We start from the raw sequence: 22,917 nt of genomic DNA on the forward strand, positions 1-22,917 counted from the left end.
CGTCCTCGGCGCGTCAACGCCTGAGATTGGGAATACGATAGATGACCGAGGTGTATTTCGGATTGAAGCGGGTCTCGACGATCGAGCCGCCAAGGCCTTCCGCGATTCTTCGGCTCGCCATATTCTCTTCGGCGACAGGATATTCGAAGCAATCCGGATCGAGTTCCTCGGAGGCCCATCCCGCCACGGCGGCGACGGCCTCCCGGCCTATGCCGTTTCCATGGGCGTCCTCTCTTATCCAAATTCCGATCTCGGGACAGGTCGTCTTCGCCGCATGCAGGCCGACAAGCCCCAGACAGCGATCGTTCACCAGCGAGCGCACAACAAAATGCAGATCCGATCCGTCAAGGATCGGCGCCAGCCAGGAACGCCATACATCGGCGAAAGCCGTTGATGATCGAGGTGGTTCCCACTGCATGAAACGGGTGATTGCGGGTGTGATGGCGGCAAAGACCGCATCGGCATCATCGACCGTAAACAGCTTAAGGCGAAGCCGCTCCGATTTGATTTCGACGCCGCTGGCATCCCAATCCGCGGTCATTGCGGCGCGTTCCCTTTTGAGGCTGAGTGGATGCTGGTCGCCTACCGCCGTCGCGCCGCCACCGCCGCGGTCGGCAGGGCAGGCAGTTCTTCCATCACCCGGCTCAGCGGGAAGATGGCAATCGCTTCGGTGCCCTCACGCAATTTGGAATGCAGTTCGAACTCGCCGCCATGCATGGCAAGCAGGCCTTGCACGATCGGCAGGCCAAGCCCGGTACCTTGTTCGGCGCTCTTGATGGCGATCGAACCCTGGCCGAAGGCCGAGAGCACGACCGGAATCTCGTCCTCGGGAATCCCCGGACCATTGTCCTTGACGGAGATGTATTGGCCTCCGCCCGCCGTCCAGCCGACACGGACGCGGATTTCGCCGCCGGTGGCGGTGAATTTGATGGCGTTGGACAGAAGGTTGAGCGTGATCTGGCGCACGGCGCGCTCGTCGGCGAACAGCCGCGGCAATGTCTGTTCGAAATCCTGGATGACACGGATATCCTTGTTGCGCGCCTTCAACTCCATCATATGGCAGCAATCCTCGACGATGTTGAGCAACATAACCGGCTCTTCGTTGAGCTGGTAGCGGCCGGCCTCGATGCGCGACAGGTCGAGGATCTCGTTGATCAGGTCGAGCAGGTGCTGGCCGGAATCATGCACGTCGTGGGCGTAGTCGCGATAGGTGGGATTGCTCATCGGCCCCAGCACCTCGTTCGCCATCACCTCGGAAAAGCCGAGAATGGCGTTGAGCGGCGTGCGCAATTCATGGCTCATCGAGGCCAGGAAACGCGACTTGGCCAGATTGGCGTCCTCGGCCCGCCGCCGCGCCTCGTCCGACATGGATTTCGCTGTCTCCAGCTCGGCGATCAACGCATCCTTTTCGGAGCGGAACGACAACAGCATCAGCGAGGAGCGGTTGAGCTGACGGGCGACATAGGCGAAGAAAGGCAGCGACAGAACAAGCAGCCCGGCCATGATCGCCTCGACCGGCATCCACAGTTTGGTGCCGAGATAAGCATAGAGCGCCACCGGCACGGCGAAAGTCGCCAGCAGAGCGCCGCTCAGCGATGAGGCCGTGAGAGCCGTCCCGGCCATGGCAAAAAGCAGCACCACCGCCTTAACCACCTGGAACTGGTCGACCTGGCAGGCGCCGCAGCCGAGCAAGACGAACCAGGCCCAGCCTAAGCCGCAGAGGAAATGACCGACCAGAAATTCCCGTCGCGTTTGCAAGGGGTTAAGCTCGGCAGCTTCCGTGCGCTCGATGCGCCGTGCCATGAAGGCGACGATCGTATAGCAGGTGAGCGTGAACAACGCCCAGAGCCCGATCTCGTTGCCGACGCCGGCAAGCCGGCCGGCCGCGGCGATCGCCAGGACGAGCAGCGGGATCACCACGGCGCCGCTTGTCATGGCGCCGGCGTGGAGTTTCAACAATTCGCGGTCGAAATCGGGATTGCCTGCCTGCTGCGAAAGACGGTCGCGCGTCTTGCGCACCGCACGCGCGACATCGCTGTTGCGATGCCGTTTCCTGCGGTCCACAATGAACTTGTCCGCTGTGTTCGAGCGTTGCAAGGGCATCAAAAACTTCAATTATGCGTGCAGCGGTTCCAAGGTGTTAAGCTACGTTCGAATGATTAACCAACCGTTTGCCATATGAGCCGTTCCTGGTCGCCAAGGTCGCGCCAACGGTACGCGACGCCGCGCCCGAGAAGCCTGTGGCGCAAGCTGCTGGACTATGGGCTGGCCATCATCATTCTGGGCCTGCTGATCCTGTTGGCGGCGCGCCTCGATCGGGTGGAGACGCGCCAGACTCAAGGCGCCGCCATCATCAATGACGGCGATTCGATCACGCTCGGCACCGAGCGCGTCCGCTTGCGCGGCATCGACGCCCCGGAATACACCCAGACCTGCCGCAAAAACGGCGCCGATTATGCCTGCGGTACGCTGGCGCGCCAGTCGCTGGTGCGCCTGATCGCCGGCAGGCCAGTCACCTGCAGCGGCTGGCAGCGGGATCGCTATGGCCGGCTGCTTGGCGACTGCAGGGCTGGCGGCACCGACCTCAACCGCACTCAGGTCGAGGCGGGTTGGGCGGTTGCCTTTGGCGACTTCGAAAGCGAGGAAGCGACCGCCCGCGCGGCAAAGGTTGGTATCTGGGCCGGTACGTTCGATCAGCCGCAGGACTGGCGCGACAGCCATCACGGCGAGGTGGTGGAGCGAAAGCACGGCACGCTGGCGTCGATCGGCGACGCCGTGCGGGAGATTTTTCGCTGGTGAGGCGTATCGGTTTGTAAGGAAAGGAGGATCGAAATGAAGCTCTTCGACGGTGGCCGGGCGCCCAATCCGCGACGGGTACGCGTCTTCCTCGCCGAAAAGGGGATCACGGTTCCGCTGGTGTCCATCGACATGGGCGCGCTGGAGCACAAGGGCCAAACGGTGAGCTCGCGTAACCCTTTGCAGCGCCTGCCGGTGCTGGAGCTCGACGATGGCACCATCATCACCGAATCCGTCGCCATCTGTCGCTATTTCGAGGAGTTGTATCCGGAGCCCGCCCTGTTCGGACATGGCGCGCTTGGCAAGGCACAGGTCGAGATGTGGCAGAGACGAATGGAGTTCAACCTGCTCAGCTGCGTTGCGCAGGCTTTTCGCCATATCCATCCGGCCATGAAGGAGTGGGAAATTCCGCAGATCCCCGAATGGGGCGAGGCCAACAAGCCCAAAGCAATCGAATTCCTGAAAATCCTCGACGGCGAGTTGGCGAACCGGGAATTCGCCGCGGGCGACAGCTATTCGATCGCCGATATCACCGGCCTGATCGCGATCGACTTCATGAAGCCGGCGCGCATCAAGGTGCCGGAAGAGTGCGCCAATGTCTTGCGTTGGCATCAGGCGATCTCCAGCCGGCCGAGTGCCGCCGCTTGAGCGTGGAACTGGACGACCTCGCAGCAACGGTCAGGGCCTGCCGTATCTGCGTCGAAAGCCCCCTCGGCAAGCCGCTGCCGCATGAGCCGCGGCCGGTGCTGCGGCCCTCCTCCAGCGCCCGCATTCTTATTGCCGGCCAGGCACCGGGGACCAAGGTGCACCTGTCGGGCATGCCGTTCACCGATGCCTCGGGCGACCGCCTGCGCAGTTGGCTCGGCGTCACCAGCGCCGAATTCTACGACATCGAGAAATTCGCCATCGTGCCGATGGGCTTCTGCTTTCCCGGCCAGGATGCCAAGGGTGGCGACCTGCCGCCAAGGCGCGAGTGTGCGCCGGCCTGGCGTGCGCCCTTGATGGCCTTGATGCCGCGGATCGATCTGGTGCTGACAATCGGCCTCTACGCGCAGTCCTGGCACATGGGCGCCGCGCGCCGGCCCTCGCTGACGGAGACGGTGAAGGCCTGGCGCGCCATCTGGGAGAGTTCCGTCGGCGCAAAAGTGCTGCCGCTGCCGCATCCATCCTGGCGCAACAGTGGCTGGCTGAAGCAGAATCCGTGGTTTGAAATGGATTTGCTGCCTTTCCTGCGCTCGGAAATCCGCTATCGCCTCGGTTAGGCATTCAGCAAGAAATCACTCGCTTTCACGGTGATTGGCAGAATTTCTTTCTTGTGAAAGCCCCGAATAAAGGGGAATATAGCCAAACTATTCCTCAGGAGCCTCTAATGGACCGCCTCGATCGAAAAATTCTCCGCCTCCTGCAGGAGGACGCCACACTCGCGGTGGCCGATGTCGCCAAGAAGGTCGGCCTGTCGACCACGCCCTGCTGGCGCCGCATCCAGAAGCTCGAGGAGGAAGGCGTTATCAAGCGGCGCGTCGCCATTCTCGACCACGAGAAGGTCAATGTGCGGGTCACCGTCTTCGTTTCGATCCGCACGAATTCGCACAGCCACGAATGGCTGCGCCGCTTCTCCGAGGTCATCCAGGAGTTTCCCGAGGTGGTCGAGTTCTACCGCATGAGCGGCGACGTCGATTATCTGCTGCGCGTCGTGGTGCCTGACATCGCCGCCTACGACGCCTTCTACAAGCGGCTGATCGCCAAGATCGAAATCCGTGACGTGTCGTCGTCCTTCGCCATGGAGCAGATCAAGTACACCACCGAAATCCCGCTCGACTACATGGTGCTGGACAAGGAATCGGGCGCCAACGCCGCCTGAGCAGCGGCTCAGTTCTTCTTCTTGTTGAGGAAACTCCAGGGCGAGTTCACCGGCAGGGTGATGGTGTCCGGCACGGTGTCGACGCCGACCACCTCTGCTTTGCGCACGCTGTAACCGGACTGGATGACGCTGACGCCATCCAGAATGAACAACTGGCTTTTCTCCATGTCCGGCTTCAGGGCACCGGTGACGGCGACCGGCTGGTAGGCTTGCGACATCTTGTAGGGATGGGCTGGCGTGACCAGCACGATCTGATTGGGCGGCGGCGTCGGCATGTGGCTGCATGCGCCGGTCCACGGCACCAGCAGGAACTGATAGACGAGGTCACCATCGCGATCGACCGGCAATGCATAGCCGGCTAATTTTATCGTCTTGTCCTGCAGACCTTGGGACAGCGTCTCGCCGTGATCGGGCAGTCTAGCCGCAATCATCGGCAGGCCGGCATCTTCGGCGATCGCCTGGCTCGCCGGGCGCAGATCCTTCCAGAAGATGTGCATGGTCTCGGCCGAAGCGCCGGCAGCGCCGAGAGACAGCGCGGCCGCGAGCGCCAGGATTGATTTGAAATGGCTCATGGCCGCCTTCCTTTGGGGGCGAGTAAAGACGTCGAGGCCAATGACGTCAATGCTCGAGCCGCATCACATGTCGGCGAGAACCGGCCATGCCGGCTTCGTGGAAGCCGCGCGAGGCAAACATGTCGCGAAAGCCCATGAAACGGTAGCTCGGCGATGCCTCGGCCACGGGGTAGGCCTCGATGATGCGCGCGCCCTTGGCGAAGGCATGATCGATGGCTGCATCGAGCATGGCCGAAGCAAGGCCGCCACCACGCAACGCCCTCGGCACATAGAAGCAGACGATCGACCATACGCCTGTCTCGCTGTCATCCTGCTGCTTTGAAAGCCTGCGATAGGTCTCGCGCGGAGCGACCGAACACCAGGCAATGGTCCTGCCGTCGACCTCGGCGAGGATGCCGACCGGGGTCCCGGCATCGATGAGTGCCATCATCTGGCGCTTCTTCTCATCGTTCTGGATGTGCTCGCGGCCGGAGTGCCGCCAGGCCATGCACCAGCAGTATTTTGGCGCACCCGGCTGCTCGAACAAGGTTTCGAAGTTGTGACGGGTCGCCAGAGTCACTTCGGTGAAGCGGATATTGGCCAGGTCAGATTTTTCTGGCCGCGAGGCGTTCGAGCGTTTTGGCATTCGACAATTCCTTCACGGCATCCTTGCCGATCCAGCGCGTGGTCTTGTCTGGGGAGTCGGCGAGCTTCTGCGCCAGCGCCAGGGCAGGGGCGTAGAGGCTCATCGATCGCTTGCCGATCTGCCGCAGCGCCCAGTTGACGACTTTCCTGACGAAATTGCGCTCATCGCCGGCATGGGCTTCGATCAAGGGCAGATAGGACAGGAACGTCGCGTCCGGCTCCTTTTTCAAATGCACGGCCGCCCATGCCAGCATGGCAAAGGCCGTGCGGCGAACGAATTCGCGCTCGTCGACCGCAAACTCCTCGATCAGCGTGCGCCAGAACGGTGTATCGACGAACAGGTCGGAGACGGTATCGACGACTTCCCAAGAATCGAAATCGCCAGCCCAGCGGCGGCATTCCCCGATGGTGATCTTCTTCGGTTCGCCGGTGAAAGCCGCCATCAGCCGCGCTTCACGAATGCCGCTGGCCCACAGCGCCAGGGATCGTTCGTGATTGCGCTTCAGCTTGCGCGCCAAGGGCCGCAAGTCCGTATTGCCGACACCAAGCGCAGTCGCGATGTTGATGCCGAACCGCGCCATGCCGGCGCGGTTTTCCTCTGTGCCGATCGAGCGCAGATGCGCGACGATGTCCTGCGCTGTCCAGCCTGGAGCGGGCAGGGACATGGCCGCCTACTTCTCGAGGCGCGCCAGCAGCGAGGACGTGTCCCAGCGCTTGCCGCCCATGGCCTGCACATCCTTGTAGAACTGGTCGACAAGTGCTGTCACCGGCAGTTTGGCGCCGTTGCGGTCGGCCTCCGCCAGGCAGATGCCAAGATCCTTGCGCATCCAGTCGACAGCAAAGCCGAAATCATATTTGCCGGCATTCATCGTCTTGTGGCGGTTTTCCATCTGCCAGGAACCGGCGGCGCCCTTGGAGATCACCTCGATCACCTTCTCGATGTCGAGCCCGGCCTTCTTGCCGAAATGGATGCCTTCCGACAGACCCTGCACCAGCCCGGCGATGCAGATCTGGTTGATCATCTTGGTGAGTTGGCCAGCACCCGCCGACCCCATCAGCCCGACCATGCGGGCATAGGCGTCGATAACGGGCCGCGCTCTGTCGAAGGCAGCCTGATCGCCGCCGACCATGACGGTCAGCACGCCGTTCTCGGCACCGGCCTGGCCACCGGAAACCGGTGCGTCGAGAAACGAGAACCCGCCGGCTTGCGCAGCTTGCGCCAATTCGCGCGCGACTTCCGCCGAGGCCGTGGTGTTGTCGATGAAGACCGAACCTTTCTTCATCGATTTGAAGGCGCCCTCGGGACCCGTCGTCACCGAGCGCAGATCGTCGTCATTGCCGACGCAGGAAAAGACGAAGTCCTTGTCCTTGGCTGCCTCCGCCGGCGTCACCGCAAGGCTGCCGCCATGCTGGCCGACCCATTGCTCGGCCTTGGCCTTGGTGCGGTTGTAGACAGTGACGTCATGACCACCCTTGTTCTTCAAGTGGCCGGCCATGGGATAGCCCATCACGCCAAGACCGAGAAATGCCACAGATGCCATGAGCTCGCCTTTCAAACGGAAACGAAATTGCCGCGAAAGCTCTAGGCCCTGCGCTCAATTCGTCAAGACGCCTGCGGCCTGATCGACTGGTGCAGACGATATGGAAACCCGTCAGCGCTTCAGGTGAATGGTGATCCGGCGCTCGATCCATTCGATGGCATGGCGCAACAACTCGACCATCACCAGGTACACCAGGGCAACCCAGATATAGGCCTGGATGTCGAAGGAGTTGGCGAAGGCGAGTTTTGCATTGCCCATCAGGTCGTAGACGGTGATGATAGCGACGATGGCGGACGCCTTGACCATCAGGATCAGCTCATTGCCGTAAGGCCGCAACGCGACGATCAAAGCTTGCGGCAGGATGATCTTGCGCAGGGTCTGCAGTTTGTGCAGGCCGAGCGAGGCGGCCCCTTCCCATTGGCCCCTGTGCACGCTTTCGATGGCGCCGCGCAGGATCTCGGCCTGGTAGGCGGCGGTGTTCAGCGCAAAGGCGAAGACGCCGCAGTTGAAGGCGTCCTTGAAGAAATCCCAAAGCCCGATCATCTGGAGTTCCGGTCTGAACGACCCCAGCCCGTAATAGACCAGGAACGTCTGAACCAGCAGCGGCGTGCCCCGGAAGAAATAGACGTAACAGTAGGCAAGACCGGACAGGATCCGGTTCCTGGACATACGCCCGTAAGCAACGGGCATCGACAGGACGGCGCCAAGCACCATCGAAATGGCGACCAGCGACAGGGTAACGCCCAGTCCGCGCAGATAGGCCGGCGCATACTTGGCGAAGAAGGCCGGGTTCCAGGCAAAGACGAGATAGCCGACGATGCCGAGGCCAAAGGCGATCCACAGGCAGACCAGCGCGTAGCCGACGATGCGCGGTCGCGGCCAGCCGCGGGTCCGCGGTGGCGGCCGTTCGACCATGGCGGCGGTGGCGCTCATCGTTGTGCCTCCCGTTTGCCAAGCGAGCGCAAAATGGCACTGGTGGCGAAGGATGACACGACGGCCAGCCCCAGAAAGACCAGAGCCGCAATGCTGTAGAACAGGAAAGAATGCTTGGTGACGCGAGCCGCCACGCCGGCATTGCGCAATGTCTCGGCAAGACCGACGACCGAAACCAGGGACGTGTCCTTGAGCAGGCTGAGCCAACAGTTCTCGAGGCCGGGGAAGGCAATGCGCAGCAGCTGAGGCAGGACCACCAGGCGCATGGTCTGCCATTTGGACAAACCAATGGAATAGCCACCTTCATACTGCCCCTTCGGGATGGCGCGGAAGGCCGAGAGGAAAACCTCGCTGGCATAGGACGAGAAGATCAGCGAGAGCACGATCATGCCGGCGACGAAGCTGTTGACGTCGATGGTCGCTTCGGGGCGGAAATACCGGATGAGATGCTGCAGCAGGATCGGCATGCCGAAGAAGAACAGGAAAAGCGTCACCAGTTCCGGCAGGCCGCGAAAGACCGTGGTGTAGATATTGGCGGCGAGGCGCAGCGACGGCTCCTCGGATTGCTTGCCGAGCGCAATGAAAAAGCCGATCGTCAACCCAATGGGGAGCGTCGCCAGCGCGAGCAGAACCGTTACAATGACGCCATAGGCAATGTCGTCGCTCCAGCCATCAGGTCCCCAACTGAGAAGTGTCCATATGCTTTGGGCTGGCATTGACAGGTCTTATCCCCACGGCGTTCCCAAGATGAATAGAAAGACGGCGGGGATTTCCCCGCCGTCTGGATACTGCCTATCAGGACTCGGCGCCGAAGACGTCGAACTTGAAGTACTTGTCGTTGATTTCCTTGTATTTTCCATTGGCGCGGATGGCGTCGATGGCCTCATTGAGCTTGTTGACCAGATCGGTCTCGCCCTTGCGCACGGCAATGCCGGCGCCCGGCCCGAAGATCTCGACCGGTTGCGGCGAGGGCTGGCCGAGAATCTTGCAGCAGGCGCCATCAGGCGAGTCCAGCCACTGCTGCAGCACGACGATATCGTCCTCGATCGCGTCGAGGCGACCATTGGCAAGATCTGCCTGCTCCTCGGGGCTGCTCGGATAACCCTTCACGGTGCTGTCGGTGTAGGTCTTCGAGGCATAGTTGAAATGGGTGGTCGTCGTGGCGACGCCGATGGTCTTGCCGGCGAGATCTGCCTTGGTCACACCCTTCAGCGTCGAGTCTTTCGGCACTGCGAGAGCCGAGGGCGTGTTGTAGTATTTGTGGGTGAAGTCGACCTTCTCCTTGCGCTCCGGCGTGATCGACATCGAGGCGACGATGGCGTCGAACTTGCCGGCCTGAAGTGCCGGAATGATGCCGTCCCAATCCTGGGCGACGAAGGTGCACTTGACCTTCATCTGATCGCAAAGCGCCTGGGCGATGTCGATGTCGAAGCCGACGAGCTTGCCGTCGGAGGTGAGGTTGTTGAACGGGGGATAGGCGCCTTCGGTGCCGATCCGCAGGGTCTTTTCCTGGGCCTGGGCTACGCCGAGCGTCAGCAGCGCAGCCGATGCGGCGAGCGCGATACGCAGTGCAATACGCATGATAGTCCTCTCTTTATGGTCCCGGCCGTCGTTCCGAAACGGCTCTATGGGGCGGTGCTTTTGACCGCCCGCTGGGGCGATACTCCCACTCTTTCCAAGAAAAAAGCAACTGCAAAACCACCGAAATCGGCAATGGGGTTCTGCCGTTACGTTACATCTCAAGCAACGAGGCCGGTGGTGCGCTCGATGAAGTCGACTATCGATTTTACGTCGTCGAGGTCGAATGCCGGCAGGCTGTTGTCCGCGATGGCGAAATCGGCGGCGATGGCGACAATGTTGGGATCGCCCGCTGAAAGCGGCGTCCGGTCCTTCGCTTCCAGGCGCCGCGTTTCGATCTTGCGGTGGGATTCGCGCTTGTAGCCTTCGACCAGCACGATGTCGCACGGGGCGAGTCGCGAGAGGATGCTTTCCAGCGGCGGCTCATCCTCGCCACGCAATTCGTGCATCAGTGCCCAGCGGTTGCCGGACACGATCGCGACCTCGGTGGCGCCGGCCTGCCGATGGCGGAAGCTGTCTGCGCCCGGTCTGTCGATGTCGAAATCATGATGGGCATGCTTGACCGTCGAGACCTTCCAGCCGCGCCGCACAAGCTCGACGACCAGCTTTTCGGTGAGGGTGGTCTTGCCGGAGTTTTTCCAGCCGGTGATGCCGAAGATGTTCATGATGTCATGCTCTGCAACAGGCGCCCGGCCTCGGCAAGATCGTCAGGCACATTGATGTTGAAGAAAGGGTCGAGCCCTGTGGATTGCACGACCGGGAATTCCACCTCGACATGGCCATGGCGCTCGATGAAGGCCGAAACCCGCCTGTTGTCCTCATCGACCAGGAAATGGCGCAAGGCGTCGCGACACTTTGTCGGCCACAGCGCGAAGGTCGGGTGGAGCCGGCCGGCCGAGGAGGCGACGGCAATGGAGCCGGGGTGTTCGCCGGCCGCGGCCGCCAGGCGGTCGACGAGATCAAGCGGCAGGAAGGGCGTGTCTCCGGCGGCGGTGACGACGGCCCTGCAAGGCGTATTGGCGGCAGCCCATTCGAGGCCGGCCAGAATTCCGGCAAGCGGCCCGGCAAAGCCTTCGACGGTGTCGGCAAGCACGGGCAGTCCGAACCGGGAAAAGCGCTCGGGATCGCCATTGGCGCTCAGCGCAAGGGTTTCGATCTGCGGGCCAAAACGCGACAGGACCTGGTCAAGCACGCTGCCGGAGCCAAGCGGCAACAGGCTCTTGTCGCCGCCTCCCATCCGCCTTGACTGGCCACCGGCCAGGACGATCCCTGCAATATCTCGCCTCATGCATCGAGCCTGTACGCCAGCCGCCGGAAATCACAAGACCCGGCTAGATTCCATCCGGCGCCATGGCCGGCCCGGTGGTTTCGGCGACGATCCTTCGCCGGCCGACCACACGCTCGCGATAGAGCGCATAGAGACCCGAGCCGACGACGATTGTCGCGCCGACGATCATCGGCATGTCCGGTATGTCGCCGAAGACGATCAAGCCAAGCAGGATGGACCACAGCAGCGCGGTGTAGCGGAACGGCGCGATGAAGGAGATCTCGCCCGAGCGCATCGCCATGATGATGAATTGATAGCCGATGAGCACCAGCACCGCCGCCAGCGCCAGCAGCGCCGTGCTTTTGCCGGTCATCGGCGTCCAGCCACCCATCGGCGACAACAGCACCGCGCCGACGACGGTCATTGCCAGCGCGGTGGCGGTCGAGACCAGCATGGTCGGTGTGGTTTGGGGGATGCGCTTGGTGGCGAGATCGCGCACGGTGCAGCAGGCAACGCTCGCCAGCGCCCAAAGGGAATAGATGGTGAAGCCGTCGAAACCCGGCCGCACGATGATCAGCACGCCGGCAAAACCGGTGGCGATCGCCAGCCAGCGCCGCCAGCCGACCGTTTCGCCGAAAAACAGCGCAGCACCCATCGTCACCGCCAGCGGCAGCGCCTGAAGAACGGCTGACACACTGCCGATCGGCAAATGGGCGAGCGCCACCAGGAATGACACGGTGCCGCCTGCTTCGCTCAGGACACGCATCGCCACCAGCGGCTGCAGCATCAGGCGCGGCCGCGAAAGCGCGCCACGTTGCCAGGCCAGCAGGCCGACGAAGAGCGAGGCAAAGGCCCCTCTGATCAGCATGACCTGCGCCATGTTCATCGATTGCGAAGAGTATTTGGTGATGGCGTCGTTGAGCGTGAAGCCAACCATCGCCACCATCATGAACAACGCGCCGCGAAGATTTGGGGAAAGAGGCAAGACATCTACCGGTTGCTTAGGCAGCAAGCCTGTAACAGCCCGCCACGAAACAGCAATGGCAAAGGGCTGGGCCAGCACCGGTGCATTCGTCATCGCCGGGGTGAAATCGATCCCGGATCCGGCGAGAATCCGATCCGGGAGGAGCCTTCGCCTCCCGGAAGCAGTACAGTACAGGCTGCCGATGTCTATTTCTTCGGCGTCAGCACTTCGGTGCCGTTGCCTTCCTTGCCGGCGATGGTCCACAGGCCATGCAGCGAGCCGTCATCCTCGACCTTGTAGACGACGAGGCCGATGTCCTTGCCCATGACATAGCCTGCGGAGAAAGCATCGTCGTTGCGCATGCAGATGCCGTCCGAAGAAGAGCCGCCGGTCTCCCAGTGGATCGCGCAAGTCGTCCCGCTGGTCAGTGTGATGGTGGCTTCGCCATCATATTTCGACCCGTCGAAATTGGTGCCGGCGACGGTGTAGGTGCCGCCGATCGACTGAGCAGCCGCGGGCACGGCCGCAAGGCCCAGCAATGCGAGAGAAAGAATGAGTTTGCGCATGGTGTATTCCCCCTATCAGCGAAGAGCCGCTTCGGGCGAAAGGCTAGGCCGGAACAAGCTGGCCGTAAATCCGGCGGCGGTTCGCGGACAAGACTTTTTCTGGGGTGTGATCGGAAATACTCACTGCCCCTTGAGGCTTCCGGCAATGGCGCCGACGAGCGGATCGTATTTCGACTTCAGGGCCGGCGGGTAATCGATCCAGACGGTGCGGATGACGCCATCTCTGCCGAACAGGCGCCGCTCATAGAAGATCTTCCCATCCTTCATGCCCGACAACACCGCCCAGTTCTTGCCGGTCTTGCCGTAGGTGACGGTATAACCAGGTTCCTTGCTTGCCTTTTCAGCCGCGACAAAGCCTTTCGGCGTGTCGTCATCGACGTTGAGGATGCCGGAGCAGGTCAGGCTGGCGCCGTCCGCGCTCAGCCAAACCTGTCCGTCGCCATTTTCCGGCTCGGGCTGACGATCGGTGAATATCTCATCGGGAAAGGTGCAGACGGTGCCGAAGCGCGCGTTCACATAGGTGAAGGGCTTGGCGATGGCTGCACCCGAGACAAAGCCACTTACCGCTATCATGAGAAACAGGGCATCTCGGGTAAACATCTAAACCTCTCCCGCATTGCGTCTGAGGCGTTCGATTTCAGCGAGCAGTCTTGGGATATCCTGGCGGGCGTGTGCGATAAAATCCTGATCGGCTACCGTGCCACCACTCAACTCAAAATCTTCTCCTCCGTGTCCCGTCATGATGAAGTTCGAACCGCTGGTATGGTCCCTACCTTCGACAAACGAACTCCAAGGCCCGGGCGTGGCTTGCGCGCACCGATTCTTGATCATCTCAAGCTCGGCAGGATCCATTGCTCCCTTACCCGACACCACACCCACCTCCCGATAGCGATCGTGAGTTTGAGTTTACAGTACAAAATGATGTCGCCGCCACTGCGGTATAGTCACTGACGGCTATCCGCCGGTGACGCTCATATGTCTGGATACCGAAGGACGGCTGGTGCGGCGATCGATGATGAAATCATGGCCCTTCGGCTTGCGGCCTATGGCCTCGTCGATGGCGTCGCTGACAAGTTCGTTGCCTTCGGATGCACGCAACGGCGCGCGCAGGTCGGCGGCGTCTTCCTGGCCAAGGCACATATAGAGAGTGCCGGTGCAGGTCAGCCGGACGCGGTTGCAGCTTTCGCAGAAATTATGCGTCATCGGCGTGATGAAACCGAGCTTTCCGCCGGTCTCGGCGACGTTGACATAGCGGGCAGGGCCACCGGTCTTGAAGGGAATGTCGGTCAGCGTGAACTGGCGCTCCAGTGAGGCGCGCAGCAGCGACAGCGGCAGATACTGGTCGGTGCGGTCGGCGTCGATCTCGCCCATCGGCATGGTTTCGATCACCGTCAGATCCATGCCGCGGCCATGCGCCCAGCGCATCATGTCGGGCAGTTCGGCGTCGTTGAAATCCTTCAGCGCCACCGCGTTGAGCTTGACCTTCAGCCCGGCCGCCTGCGCGGCATCGATGCCTTGCATGACCTTGTCGAGATGGCCCCAGCGCGTGATCTGGTGGAACTTGTCCGCATCCAGCGTGTCGAGCGAGACGTTGATGCGCTTGACGCCGCAATCGGCGAGCTCGGCGGCGAAGCGCGACAGCTGCGAGCCGTTGGTGGTCAGCGTCAGTTCTTCCAGCGCGCCGCTATCGAGGTGGCGCGAGAGCTGGCGCACCAGATGCATGATGTTCTTGCGCACCAGCGGCTCGCCGCCAGTGAGGCGCAGTTTTCTGACACCCTTCTCGATGAAGACGGTGCAGAGCCGGTCCAGCTCTTCCAGCGACAGCAGGTCCTTCTTCGGCAGGAAGGCCATGTCCTCGGCCATGCAATAGGTGCAGCGGAAATCACAGCGGTCGGTGACCGACACTCTGAGATAGCTGATCGTGCGACCGAAGGGGTCGATCATGTTCATGTTCGAGCGTTTCCGTGGCCGCTACCGGCGCCGTTATATACAGCTATGTGATACGATCCAGCCCGCCATTCAAGATACCGCGTCTCGATCTTTGGTAACATCCCGGAGCCGACACGGTATGTCGGTTGTTCTATCAGGACTTTTCCCCTTTCGCGAAGCGGCGTAGGGAAGGGCAATCGACATGGGATCAACAGCATGACCGCGCCAAAAGAACTCCGGGTCTCCAAGGACCGCAAGCTGCTGTCGGTCACCTTTCCCAATCACCAGCCATTCGAACTGCCTGCGGAGCTTCTGCGCGTCGCCTCGCCATCGGCCGAGGTGCAGGGCCATTCGCCCGACCAGCGTGTGACGGTTCCCGGCAAGCGCAACGTGGCCATCCTGAAGATCGAGCCGGTCGGCAACTACGCGGTTCGCATCACCTTCGATGATTTCCACGACACCGGCATTTTCACCTGGAATTACCTGCACACGCTCGGCCACGAGAAGGATGAGCGCTGGAACGCCTATCTGGCGGAGCTTGCCGAAAAAGGGCTGAGCCGCGATCGCTAGAACCCGCCGCTGTCGTCAAAACGTCATCGATGTGGGGTAGCGCCGGCAAAGGTTCGGAGACGAAGAAGATGTCGCTCATCACCACGGTTGAACAACTCGAGGCGCTCTACGGCGTTCCAGGCGAAGCCTCGCTGGTCAAGGAACTCGACCACGTCATTCCCGAATATGCCGCCTTCATCGAGGCCTCGCCTTTTGTCGCGCTTGCCACCAGCGGACCGGAGGGGCTGGATTGTTCGCCGCGCGGCGATGTCGCCGGCTTCGTGCGTATCGTTGATCCGAAGACACTGATGATGCCGGACCGGCGCGGCAACAATCGCGCCGATTCGCTGCGCAACATCATCCGGGATCCGCGCGTCGGGCTGCTGTTCCTGGTACCGGGCTCGGGCACGACGCTGCGCATCAACGGCCGCGCGCGCATCACCACGGACGCCGAACTTTGCGCATCCTTCATGGTCGACGGCAAGGCGGCGCGTTCGGTGACCGTCATCGACGTCGATTCGGTCTTTTTCCAATGCGCCCGCGCCATCGTGCGGTCGGAGCTTTGGAACCCGGCAAAGCATGTCGATCCGAAATCGCTGCCGACGCCGGGAAAGATCCTGGAAATCACGAGCCGCAAGAACATCGACGGCGAGGCCTACGACAAGGAATGGCCGGAGCGGGCGAAGAAAACCATGTGGTAGCCGGTGCACCGATATTCAGGGGAGGCTGGCCTGAATCTTGGCACACCTTGGGTGTCAGGCTTCCTTCAGCACCTCATAGATCTTGCGCATCTGCTCGCCGATCATGTCGCACTGCTCAGGCGTCGACTGGCTCATCGCCTTCTCGATCAGCGCCATGTGCACTTTCAGCGCCTGCATCAGCAGCGCCTCGCCAGCCTCGGTCAGAGCGAGCCGCAGGATGCGCTTGTCCTTCTCGTCGCCTTCGCGGCGCAGCAGGCCGCGCGTCTCCAGCTGTGGCAACAGCATGGTGATGTTGGAGCGGCCAACGAGCAGCTTGCGGGCAAGGTCGTGCTGCGACATGCCGGGATGGCGGTAGAGGTTCATCAGCACGTCGAGCTGCGCCGGCTTCAGGTCCAGTGGCGCGAGTTTCACCGCCAGCGTACGCTCCAGCACATGGCAGGCGCGCGCCACCGCGACCCAGTTGCGAAAACGCGGGTTATCCCAGGGTAGCTCTTGTTTATTGTTCATCTTTGAACTATTATGTTCATGCTTGAACGTATGGATGGATTCTCACTATGGCATCAATCGGGCTGAAGGTCATCCGGAGCGTATTTGGTGCGGCCGAACATATTGCGCCACGCATCACCGGGCGCGCGGCTTTCGAACTGTTTTGCCGCACGCCGAGCACAAGGGCGCTGACCGACGGCGAGCGCCGCGCCATCGGCCGGGCCGCGGAGTTCATGACCGAGGCGCGCCATCATCGGCTGAAGACGGCAACCGGCTGCGTCATGGTGCACGAATTCCGGCCGGAGCCGGGCAGGGCCGCACTTGGCACTGTGCTAGTCGTTCATGGCTGGCGTTCGCGGACCGAATATATGCGCGCCTTGATCGAGGGCTATCGCGCGGCCGGCTACAGGGTCGTTTCCCTGGACCTGCCGGGGCACGGCCATTCGCAGGGCCGGCACCTGAACATGGTCAACGCGGTTGACGCGGTGCGGGTCGCCGGCGAATGGTTCGGCCCGTTTGCCGCGGCGGTTGGTCATTCCTTCGGCGGCGCCGTCGCCGCCAATGCCATTGCCGGTTCGGTCAAGAACATTCCGCCCCTGGCGGCCGGACGTCTCGTGCTGATCGCCGCACCGAGTTCCTTGCCGGCGATCTTCGCCGACTTCAGCCGCATGCTCAATGTCGGGCCGCGCTCACAGGTGGCGATGGCGGACCGCGTCCAGCATCTGTCCGGCCGGCCGCTGCACGAATTCACCGGCGACCGCCAGCTCGCCCAGGCGCCCGTTCCAACCCTGGTCATCCACGCGCCGGATGATCGCGAGGTGCCCGCCGAGCACGCGAAACGCTACGCCGGCGCCGGCGGCCATGTGCGGCTGCATTGGGCCGACGGGCTTGGCCACCGCCGCATTCTGGCGGACGAGGGCGTTGTCGCGAGCGCCGTTGCCTTTGTGGCGGAGCACCGCGAGCCGTCGCGGCTGCACTGAAGTCGCAATCCCCGTGCCATGCATGTCGTTGTCTCAAAACCGGGACCACTTTTGAGCGACATGCATAGGGCTACTTCTTCTTCTCGCCGGGTTCGACCGGCAGGCCGGCCGCCTTCCAGGCGGTGTAGCCGCCAAGGATGTGCTTGACCGGGGCAAGTCCCATGTCCTGAGCCGTCTTGGTGGCGAGCGCCGAACGCCAGCCGCCGGCGCAGAAGAACACGAAGCTCTTGCCCGAGGCGAAGAATGGCTTGTGATAGGGGCTTTCGGGATCGATCCAGAATTCCAGCATGCCACGCGTGACATGTTTGGCGCCGGGAATCCTGCCGTCGCGCTCGACCTCGCGTGGGTCGCGCAGGTCGACGAAGATTGTGCCTTCGTCCTCGAGCAGCCCTGCGGCTTCCTCAGGCGAAACCACTTCGATCTCGGCGTTGGCTTCGTCCAGCAGTTCGCGATAACCCTTTTTCACTGTTGTCCCTCCCGGCCTTGCTGGCAGGTCGGAATTTCGAGCACAACAGCCCGCGTTTGTCACGCTCTGTCGGGACCTGCCAGCGTCTGCCATGCAGCCATCGCCCCAGTGACGGTCGCCATCAGCGCGCTACACGACGCGCCATCGCGCGCCTGGATCGACATGCCGTGCTGCACCGTGGCGTAGAAGGTCGCCACGCCATCGCAGTCGAAGCCGGCAGGCAATTCGCCCTCGGCCACGCCGCGCTCCAGGCGTTCGCGCAAGGCCGTCAGATTTTCGGCGCGGCGGCGGCGCAAATCCGTGCAGATAGCACCGCTGCTCGAGTCTTCATGCAGTGCGCCCAGCGCAATCAGGCAGCCCTGCGGGCGATCGGTCTGCGAATAGGCCTTGGCTGTCCGCCGCAGAAAATTCTCGATCGCCTGGCATGCCGTCGGCGCCTCGTCCAAGGCGGCCCAGATCTCGGTTCCTTCGGCTTGCGTGTAATATTCGGTCGCTTCGAGAAACAGCGCCTCCTTGCTGCCGAAGGCGGCGTAGAGACTGGGCGAATTGATACCCATCGCCGTCGTCAGCTCGGCGATCGACGCACCCTCATAGCCCTTGGCCCAAAACAGCTCCATCGCGCGCCGCAGGGCAGCGGTTCGATCGAAGGTGCGGGGACGGCCTCTTTCCGACATGGTCTTCTTTTCTGTGTTGATCGATACATAAATGAGTTGACGCGGTCGAACAAGGCTGCCAGGAATTTATGTATCAATCGCTACATAAATGGAGAAACACATGTCTTCCAGCAATTTGAACGGCAAGGCCGCACTCGTCACCGGCGGCAGCCGCGGCATTGGGGCGGCGATTGCGCGAAGGCTGGCGGCCGATGGCGCCAATGTCGCGCTGACCTATGTGCATGGCGAGGCACAGGCCCGCTCGGTCGTCGCCGAGATAGAGGCCAAGGGCGGCCGCGCCATCGCCATCAAGGCCGATAACCGCGATGCCGAGGCGATAGACAGGGCCGTTGACGAGACCGCCGCGGCATTCGGCCGACTCGACATCCTGGTCAACAGTGCCGGAATCTGGCGGGCGGCACCCATCGACACATTGTCGTTAGCCGACTTCGACGAGACCATGTCGGTCAATCTCAGAGCCCCGTTCATCGCCTCGAAAGCGGCAGCGGCGCATATGGGCGAGGGCGGCCGGATCATCTCGATCGGCAGCAATCTCGCCGAACGCGTCACCGACACCAGCCTTGGCGCCTATTCCGCCAGCAAGGCGGCCCTGGTCGGCTTGACCAAGGCACTCGCACGCGACCTCGGTCCGCGCGGCATCACCGCCAATGTCGTCCATCCCGGTTCGACTGACACCGACATGAACCCGGCGGATGGACCGCATGCCGAGCACCAGCGCCGGAAGATGGCGACGCCGCGATTCGGCAAGGCCGATGACATCGCCGGCATGGTTGCCTGGCTTGCCGGTCCGGAGGGGCGTTTCGTCACCGGCGCCGCGTTGACGATCGATGGCGGCGCCAATGCCTGAATTTGGGAAGTTCTTCAGGCTGGAGCGAAGCACCCGCGCTCCAGCCGTCACGATCTTGTGAAACCGTTCTGCAACAGGCTTTCCAAAATTTATGAAAGCTTAACGAAATCGGTATGAATCGGTATAGTCGCGCCTTACATCCGCCATGCGGTGAGCGAGACGGTCTTGCGTGCGGAACGGGAACCGGTTGCGACCGGAGCGGGTGATCCATGAAATTCCTCGGTAAAAAAGCAACCGCGATGCCGCTTGTGGCGGTCGCGGCAACGCTCGCCCTGGGCGCGCCTCAGGCAGGTGCCCAGGGGCTGTTCGACATGCTGTTCGGCGGCGGCGTCAGGCATGAGCCGCAGGGGGAATTTCCGCCTCCGCCAAAGCACAAACCCAAAGCCCCGGCCGGCGGCGGTGGCGGCGGCGCGAAGATCAGCAGCCCGTCCTATTACACCTACAAGGCTGACAAGCTTGTTCGCGTCGACTTCTCGACGCTGTCCGCCGCGCCCCAGCCGGCGACGCCGCAGGACGCGGCGTTCGTTCCGTCGGCCACCGGGGCTGCTTTCCACGATGCCATCGCAAGTCTCAGCGACTACGAACTCTATGCCGAGCCCGACATCGCCAAGGCACTGATCGCCTACTACTCGGCCAATCCGGACTTCATCTGGGTGAACGGAACCAGTCCCAACAACCGCGCCCAGGATGCGGTGCGGGTGCTTGGCGAGGCCGCGAGCTATGGCCTGACGCCCGCCGACTACACCGTCGATGTGCCGGCCACGACTTCGGCCTCGACGGATGACGCGGCCAAGCTCAGGGAACTCGTGCGCTTCGAGATGGCGCTGTCGGCGCGTGTCTTGCGCTACGCCCATGACGCCCAGAACGGCCGTGTCGAGCCCAACCGGATGACTGGCTATTATGATTTTCCGGCCAAGCCGCTCGACATGGTCGGCGTGCTGAAGACGCTGGCGCATACGCAGGAAGTGCGCACCTACCTCGAATCGCGGCATCCGCAGAATGCGGAATATCAGGCGCTGCGCGTCGAACTGGAGGCCCTGCAGGCCAGTGCGGAAAATGAGATCGTCGTCGATCCCAAGCTGCTGCTGAAGCCGGGCGAGACCAGCCCCGAACTGCCGAAGCTGCTGTCGCTGATCGCGCGCAATCTCGATGATGATATGGGCGGCACCTATGGCGAGCTCCTGTCGCGACTGGCGACCAGCGAGGTGTATGTCCCCGAGCTGGTGCCGCTGATCAAGGCGGTGCAGGTGAAGGAAGGCATGAAGGGCGACGGCGTCATCGGTCCGCGCACCGTCGCCTTGCTGGCCGGCACGTCGAAGGCCGACAGACTGCTCAAGGTGCAGGTGGCGCTGGAGGAACTGCGCTGGCTGCCTTCCGATCTCGGCAGTCCGCGTGTCTTCATCAACCAGCCGGCGTTCACCGCGAGCTACATCGACAATGGCGAGGAGAAGCTGAAGACGCGCGTCGTCGTTGGCCGGGTCACCAACCAGACGGCCTTCTTCTACGACCAGATCAAGCAGGTCGACTTCCATCCCTATTGGGGCGTGCCGCAGTCGATCATCGTCAACGAGATGCTGCCCAGGCTGCGCAGCGATCCCGGCTATCTCGACCGAGCCGGCTACGAGGTGACGGATTCGCGCGGCAAGCGCATTCCCTCGTCGGCGGTCAATTGGGGCGCCTATGGCGCCAACATTCCCTACAGCGTGCGCCAGCAGCCGAGCGAGGCCAATGCGCTGGGCGAACTGAAGATCCTGTTCCCCAACAAGCATGCGATCTACATGCACGACACGCCGCAGAAATCGTTCTTCAAGCAGGACATGCGCGCGCTCAGCCATGGCTGCGTGCGCCTGCAGGACCCGCGTGGCATGGCGGCGGCGGTGCTCGGCACCTCGGTCGACTATGTCGCCGAGAAGCTGAAGCACGGCCATTCGACCGAGGATGTGACGCGCAAGATTCCGGTCTATGTCGCCTATTTCACCGCCTGGCCCGACCTGTCCGGCAAGGTCGAGTATTTCAACGACGTGTACGATCGCGATACGCGGCTGAAGCAGGCCCTGGACGCCACCGAGGCCGTGCGCTCGCCGTCGAGCTGATCGTTCAAAATTGCGAGAATGGGCGGCGGAAACCCGCTTCCCGCCCGGCGATCAGCCAGTAGATCAATCCGGCGACAAGGCCGGCGGCGGCAATGATGCCGATGTCGGCCCAGCGCTCGGGATCCATATCCTCCGACGGAACCGGCCAGATCAGAAAGAAACCACCGGCGGCGGCAGCGGCGCCGAAGACCATGTGCATCAGGGCATTGCGCAGCGAAAAGAACTCGGCGATCAGCGCGAAGATCAGCGTCTGCAGCCCGGTCACGACAATGGTCAGGAAGTAGACGAACATGCCGAGCGGCGGCACCACCAGGACGGCGATCGGGCTGACGCCCATGATGTCGAAATAGGCCGGCGCGTTGGGCAGGGAACTGAGCGCGGCGTAGATCGCCGCCACGGCGACCAGGCCGACCAGCACGGCGACCAGATAGCCGGCCAGCATCATCAGGACGCGCTTCATCACATACTTGGCCGTCGCCATGCCCATCCCCCATGCGGCGCAGTCAACTGTATTAGTCAGCCATCAAAGAAGATCCAGCGCAAGGGCAGGCACGGAGCGGACCGCTTTGGCGGACTTCGTGGATCACCAAGCAAGGCCGGTCATGCGCCGCCGCACAGATGCTCGGAGTCCGGCAAGGCCCAGGAACCCTTCGCAACCAGATCGATCGAATAATAGACCCGGCCACGGTCGTCATCCCTGGGACAATCCCTGGGAATCGCGATCAGGCACATCACGACGGGTTCGCCGACCTTCGAGGCGGCCAGGCCCGGTTCGCGATCATAGGAGACGGCACCGCCGCCATTGGTGAACGTCGCGGCGCTGCCCGCGTCGGGCGCGGCTGTTTCCAGCGGATCGTCGCCAAGCCGCGCGGTCAGCGTCTTGATGTGGGTGGACGCGCATTGCCCGACGGCCGAGGGCAGGGGCTGATCGCTGTTGCCGGGGTTGCGCGCGGCTGCGTCCAGCGCCTTCTTGCCGATCAGGGCGATGTTGTAGTCCTGCACCCATGACGGTGCACTGCCATAGGTCTGCAAGGCATTGTTCAGCGCGCTGACGATGCAGGCGGTGTCGGTCTTGCAGGCATTGCGGTCGGCAATCAGCCCGCGGGCGATCTTGCGCTTGTCACCGCCGAAGGCCGGCTCGAATCCCTTGTAGGCCTTGGCGACCAGCAGATCGATCGCCGACAGCTGCGGATCGGCGCAGATCGCCTTCTCCGCCGGCAGGCTCGCCTTGGCGCAGTCGAAGGATGGCCCGTCGGCCCTCGCCGAAGGCGCCGCAAGCATGCCGCCGGCGAGGATGACGGCGAGCGCAAGCAGGAAATCGGTTCGAACGGAAAATCGCATGACTGCCCCCAAGCCAACAGGATTACCCAAGGCGCTGCCCGCGCCTGGTGTGCATATCACACGCCAAGGATGGACAATTTGCGGCAATCAGGATTGGCGCGTTCAGGCGCGCGGAGAAAACGGGCAGACCCGTCGAAATGAAGAGTCTC

Annotated in this window: 29 protein-coding genes; 9 read left to right on the forward strand and 20 right to left on the reverse strand. The window is 62.6% G+C overall.

Features of this window, described 5'->3' with window-relative positions:
• Positions 1 to 13 precede the first annotated feature (13 nt).
• Together QQK95_RS04260 and QQK95_RS04265 are read right to left on the reverse strand one after the other, a co-directional pair.
• Positions 14 to 541: a GNAT family N-acetyltransferase gene (locus QQK95_RS04260; protein WP_284269224.1), complete on the reverse strand. Its 528-nt coding sequence runs from the start codon at positions 539 to 541 to the stop codon at positions 14 to 16.
• Positions 542 to 582: 41 nt separating this feature from the next.
• The gene (locus tag QQK95_RS04265; protein WP_284269226.1) at positions 583 to 2,103 is read right to left on the reverse strand and encodes a sensor histidine kinase; all 1,521 of its coding nucleotides are present in this window, start codon (positions 2,101 to 2,103) and stop codon (positions 583 to 585) included.
• 75 nt (positions 2,104 to 2,178) lie between these two features.
• Here QQK95_RS04265 and QQK95_RS04270 point away from each other — a divergent pair, with 75 nt between their 5' ends.
• From QQK95_RS04270 to QQK95_RS04285, 4 genes are all read left to right on the forward strand, one after another.
• Positions 2,179 to 2,799 (forward strand): thermonuclease family protein, encoded by a 621-nt coding sequence (locus QQK95_RS04270; protein ID WP_284269228.1) that lies wholly within the window; start codon positions 2,179 to 2,181, stop codon positions 2,797 to 2,799.
• A gap of 33 nt (positions 2,800 to 2,832) precedes the next feature.
• Positions 2,833 to 3,444, forward strand: coding sequence for a glutathione S-transferase (locus QQK95_RS04275; protein WP_284269230.1), 612 nt, complete (start codon positions 2,833 to 2,835; stop codon positions 3,442 to 3,444).
• Positions 3,384 to 4,058: a uracil-DNA glycosylase family protein gene (locus QQK95_RS04280; protein ID WP_284269232.1), complete on the forward strand. Its 675-nt coding sequence runs from the start codon at positions 3,384 to 3,386 to the stop codon at positions 4,056 to 4,058. Before QQK95_RS04275 ends, QQK95_RS04280 begins: the two co-directional genes overlap by 61 nt.
• 107 nt (positions 4,059 to 4,165) lie before the next feature.
• Positions 4,166 to 4,657, forward strand: a complete 492-nt coding sequence (locus tag QQK95_RS04285) for an Lrp/AsnC family transcriptional regulator (RefSeq protein WP_006205209.1) — start codon at positions 4,166 to 4,168, stop codon at positions 4,655 to 4,657.
• 8 nt (positions 4,658 to 4,665) lie between these two features.
• Here QQK95_RS04285 and QQK95_RS04290 read toward each other — a convergent pair whose 3' ends face one another.
• The 13 genes from QQK95_RS04290 to moaA form a co-directional block, all read right to left on the reverse strand.
• Positions 4,666 to 5,229 (reverse strand): DUF3299 domain-containing protein, encoded by a 564-nt coding sequence (locus tag QQK95_RS04290; RefSeq protein WP_284269304.1) that lies wholly within the window; start codon positions 5,227 to 5,229, stop codon positions 4,666 to 4,668.
• 46 nt (positions 5,230 to 5,275) lie between these two features.
• Positions 5,276 to 5,854: a GNAT family N-acetyltransferase gene (locus QQK95_RS04295; protein WP_284269306.1), complete on the reverse strand. Its 579-nt coding sequence runs from the start codon at positions 5,852 to 5,854 to the stop codon at positions 5,276 to 5,278.
• Positions 5,814 to 6,518 (reverse strand): DNA alkylation repair protein, encoded by a 705-nt coding sequence (locus tag QQK95_RS04300; protein ID WP_284269308.1) that lies wholly within the window; start codon positions 6,516 to 6,518, stop codon positions 5,814 to 5,816. The genes QQK95_RS04295 and QQK95_RS04300 overlap by 41 nt, the downstream gene beginning before the upstream one ends.
• 6 nt (positions 6,519 to 6,524) lie before the next feature.
• A complete protein-coding gene (locus QQK95_RS04305) occupies positions 6,525 to 7,394 on the reverse strand; it encodes an NAD(P)-dependent oxidoreductase (RefSeq protein WP_284269311.1) in 870 nt (289 codons plus the stop codon).
• 111 nt (positions 7,395 to 7,505) lie between these two features.
• Entirely contained in the window at positions 7,506 to 8,327 is an 822-nt protein-coding gene (locus tag QQK95_RS04310; protein ID WP_284269313.1) for an ABC transporter permease, read from the reverse strand.
• Positions 8,324 to 9,043 carry an ABC transporter permease gene (locus QQK95_RS04315; RefSeq protein ID WP_284269315.1) on the reverse strand — a complete coding sequence of 240 codons (720 nt, stop codon included), beginning with the start codon at positions 9,041 to 9,043 and terminating at the stop codon, positions 8,324 to 8,326. The genes QQK95_RS04310 and QQK95_RS04315 overlap by 4 nt, the downstream gene beginning before the upstream one ends.
• Positions 9,044 to 9,122: 79 nt before the next feature.
• Complete coding sequence (locus QQK95_RS04320) at positions 9,123 to 9,908, reverse strand: ABC transporter substrate-binding protein (RefSeq protein ID WP_010909469.1); 786 nt, start codon at positions 9,906 to 9,908, stop codon at positions 9,123 to 9,125.
• A gap of 158 nt (positions 9,909 to 10,066) precedes the next feature.
• Positions 10,067 to 10,570, reverse strand: coding sequence for a molybdopterin-guanine dinucleotide biosynthesis protein B (gene mobB / locus QQK95_RS04325; protein ID WP_284269319.1), 504 nt, complete (start codon positions 10,568 to 10,570; stop codon positions 10,067 to 10,069).
• Positions 10,567 to 11,193 carry a molybdenum cofactor guanylyltransferase MobA gene (mobA, locus tag QQK95_RS04330; protein WP_284269321.1) on the reverse strand — a complete coding sequence of 209 codons (627 nt, stop codon included), beginning with the start codon at positions 11,191 to 11,193 and terminating at the stop codon, positions 10,567 to 10,569. Before mobA ends, mobB begins: the two co-directional genes overlap by 4 nt.
• Positions 11,194 to 11,236: 43 nt before the next feature.
• On the reverse strand, positions 11,237 to 12,157 hold the full coding sequence (locus QQK95_RS04335) for a DMT family transporter (protein ID WP_284269324.1): 921 nt from the start codon (positions 12,155 to 12,157) through the stop codon (positions 11,237 to 11,239).
• 185 nt (positions 12,158 to 12,342) lie between these two features.
• Positions 12,343 to 12,702, reverse strand: a complete 360-nt coding sequence (locus QQK95_RS04340; RefSeq protein WP_038646786.1) for a hypothetical protein — start codon at positions 12,700 to 12,702, stop codon at positions 12,343 to 12,345.
• Positions 12,703 to 12,822: 120 nt separating this feature from the next.
• A complete protein-coding gene (locus tag QQK95_RS04345; protein WP_284269331.1) occupies positions 12,823 to 13,302 on the reverse strand; it encodes a hypothetical protein in 480 nt (159 codons plus the stop codon).
• A gap of 354 nt (positions 13,303 to 13,656) precedes the next feature.
• Positions 13,657 to 14,652, reverse strand: coding sequence for a GTP 3',8-cyclase MoaA (gene moaA / locus QQK95_RS04350; RefSeq protein WP_284269333.1), 996 nt, complete (start codon positions 14,650 to 14,652; stop codon positions 13,657 to 13,659).
• Between the two features lie 195 nt (positions 14,653 to 14,847).
• Here moaA and QQK95_RS04355 point away from each other — a divergent pair, with 195 nt between their 5' ends.
• Entirely contained in the window at positions 14,848 to 15,201 is a 354-nt protein-coding gene (locus QQK95_RS04355; RefSeq protein WP_010909462.1) for a gamma-butyrobetaine hydroxylase family protein, read from the forward strand.
• 68 nt (positions 15,202 to 15,269) lie between these two features.
• Positions 15,270 to 15,881: a pyridoxamine 5'-phosphate oxidase family protein gene (locus QQK95_RS04360; protein ID WP_284269335.1), complete on the forward strand. Its 612-nt coding sequence runs from the start codon at positions 15,270 to 15,272 to the stop codon at positions 15,879 to 15,881.
• 54 nt (positions 15,882 to 15,935) lie between these two features.
• Here the strand turns inward: QQK95_RS04360 and QQK95_RS04365 are convergent, their stop codons facing one another.
• The gene (locus QQK95_RS04365; protein ID WP_019858112.1) at positions 15,936 to 16,388 is read right to left on the reverse strand and encodes a MarR family winged helix-turn-helix transcriptional regulator; all 453 of its coding nucleotides are present in this window, start codon (positions 16,386 to 16,388) and stop codon (positions 15,936 to 15,938) included.
• A gap of 47 nt (positions 16,389 to 16,435) precedes the next feature.
• Between QQK95_RS04365 and QQK95_RS04370 the strand changes: the two genes are divergently transcribed.
• Positions 16,436 to 17,347 carry an alpha/beta hydrolase gene (locus QQK95_RS04370; protein ID WP_284269339.1) on the forward strand — a complete coding sequence of 304 codons (912 nt, stop codon included), beginning with the start codon at positions 16,436 to 16,438 and terminating at the stop codon, positions 17,345 to 17,347.
• A 70-nt stretch (positions 17,348 to 17,417) separates the two neighbouring features.
• Here the strand turns inward: QQK95_RS04370 and QQK95_RS04375 are convergent, their stop codons facing one another.
• Complete coding sequence (locus tag QQK95_RS04375) at positions 17,418 to 17,813, reverse strand: rhodanese-like domain-containing protein (RefSeq protein ID WP_027045104.1); 396 nt, start codon at positions 17,811 to 17,813, stop codon at positions 17,418 to 17,420.
• 59 nt (positions 17,814 to 17,872) lie between these two features.
• On the reverse strand, positions 17,873 to 18,487 hold the full coding sequence (locus tag QQK95_RS04380) for a TetR/AcrR family transcriptional regulator (protein ID WP_284269344.1): 615 nt from the start codon (positions 18,485 to 18,487) through the stop codon (positions 17,873 to 17,875).
• A 100-nt stretch (positions 18,488 to 18,587) separates the two neighbouring features.
• On the opposite strand from QQK95_RS04380, the gene QQK95_RS04385 reads away from it, so the two are divergent.
• Both QQK95_RS04385 and QQK95_RS04390 read left to right on the forward strand, forming a co-directional pair.
• Positions 18,588 to 19,334, forward strand: a complete 747-nt coding sequence (locus QQK95_RS04385) for a 3-oxoacyl-ACP reductase family protein (protein WP_284269346.1) — start codon at positions 18,588 to 18,590, stop codon at positions 19,332 to 19,334.
• 209 nt (positions 19,335 to 19,543) lie between these two features.
• Entirely contained in the window at positions 19,544 to 21,427 is a 1,884-nt protein-coding gene (locus QQK95_RS04390) for a L,D-transpeptidase family protein (protein WP_284269348.1), read from the forward strand.
• Between the two features lie 4 nt (positions 21,428 to 21,431).
• Here the strand turns inward: QQK95_RS04390 and QQK95_RS04395 are convergent, their stop codons facing one another.
• Together QQK95_RS04395 and QQK95_RS04400 are read right to left on the reverse strand one after the other, a co-directional pair.
• Entirely contained in the window at positions 21,432 to 21,914 is a 483-nt protein-coding gene (locus tag QQK95_RS04395) for a hypothetical protein (protein WP_284269350.1), read from the reverse strand.
• Between the two features lie 113 nt (positions 21,915 to 22,027).
• Entirely contained in the window at positions 22,028 to 22,768 is a 741-nt protein-coding gene (locus QQK95_RS04400; RefSeq protein WP_284269352.1) for a lysozyme inhibitor LprI family protein, read from the reverse strand.
• Between the last annotated feature and the right edge of the window lie 149 nt (positions 22,769 to 22,917).

Source organism: Mesorhizobium huakuii (genome assembly GCF_030160235.1).
Taxonomy (GTDB): Bacteria; Pseudomonadota; Alphaproteobacteria; order Rhizobiales; family Rhizobiaceae; genus Mesorhizobium; species Mesorhizobium huakuii.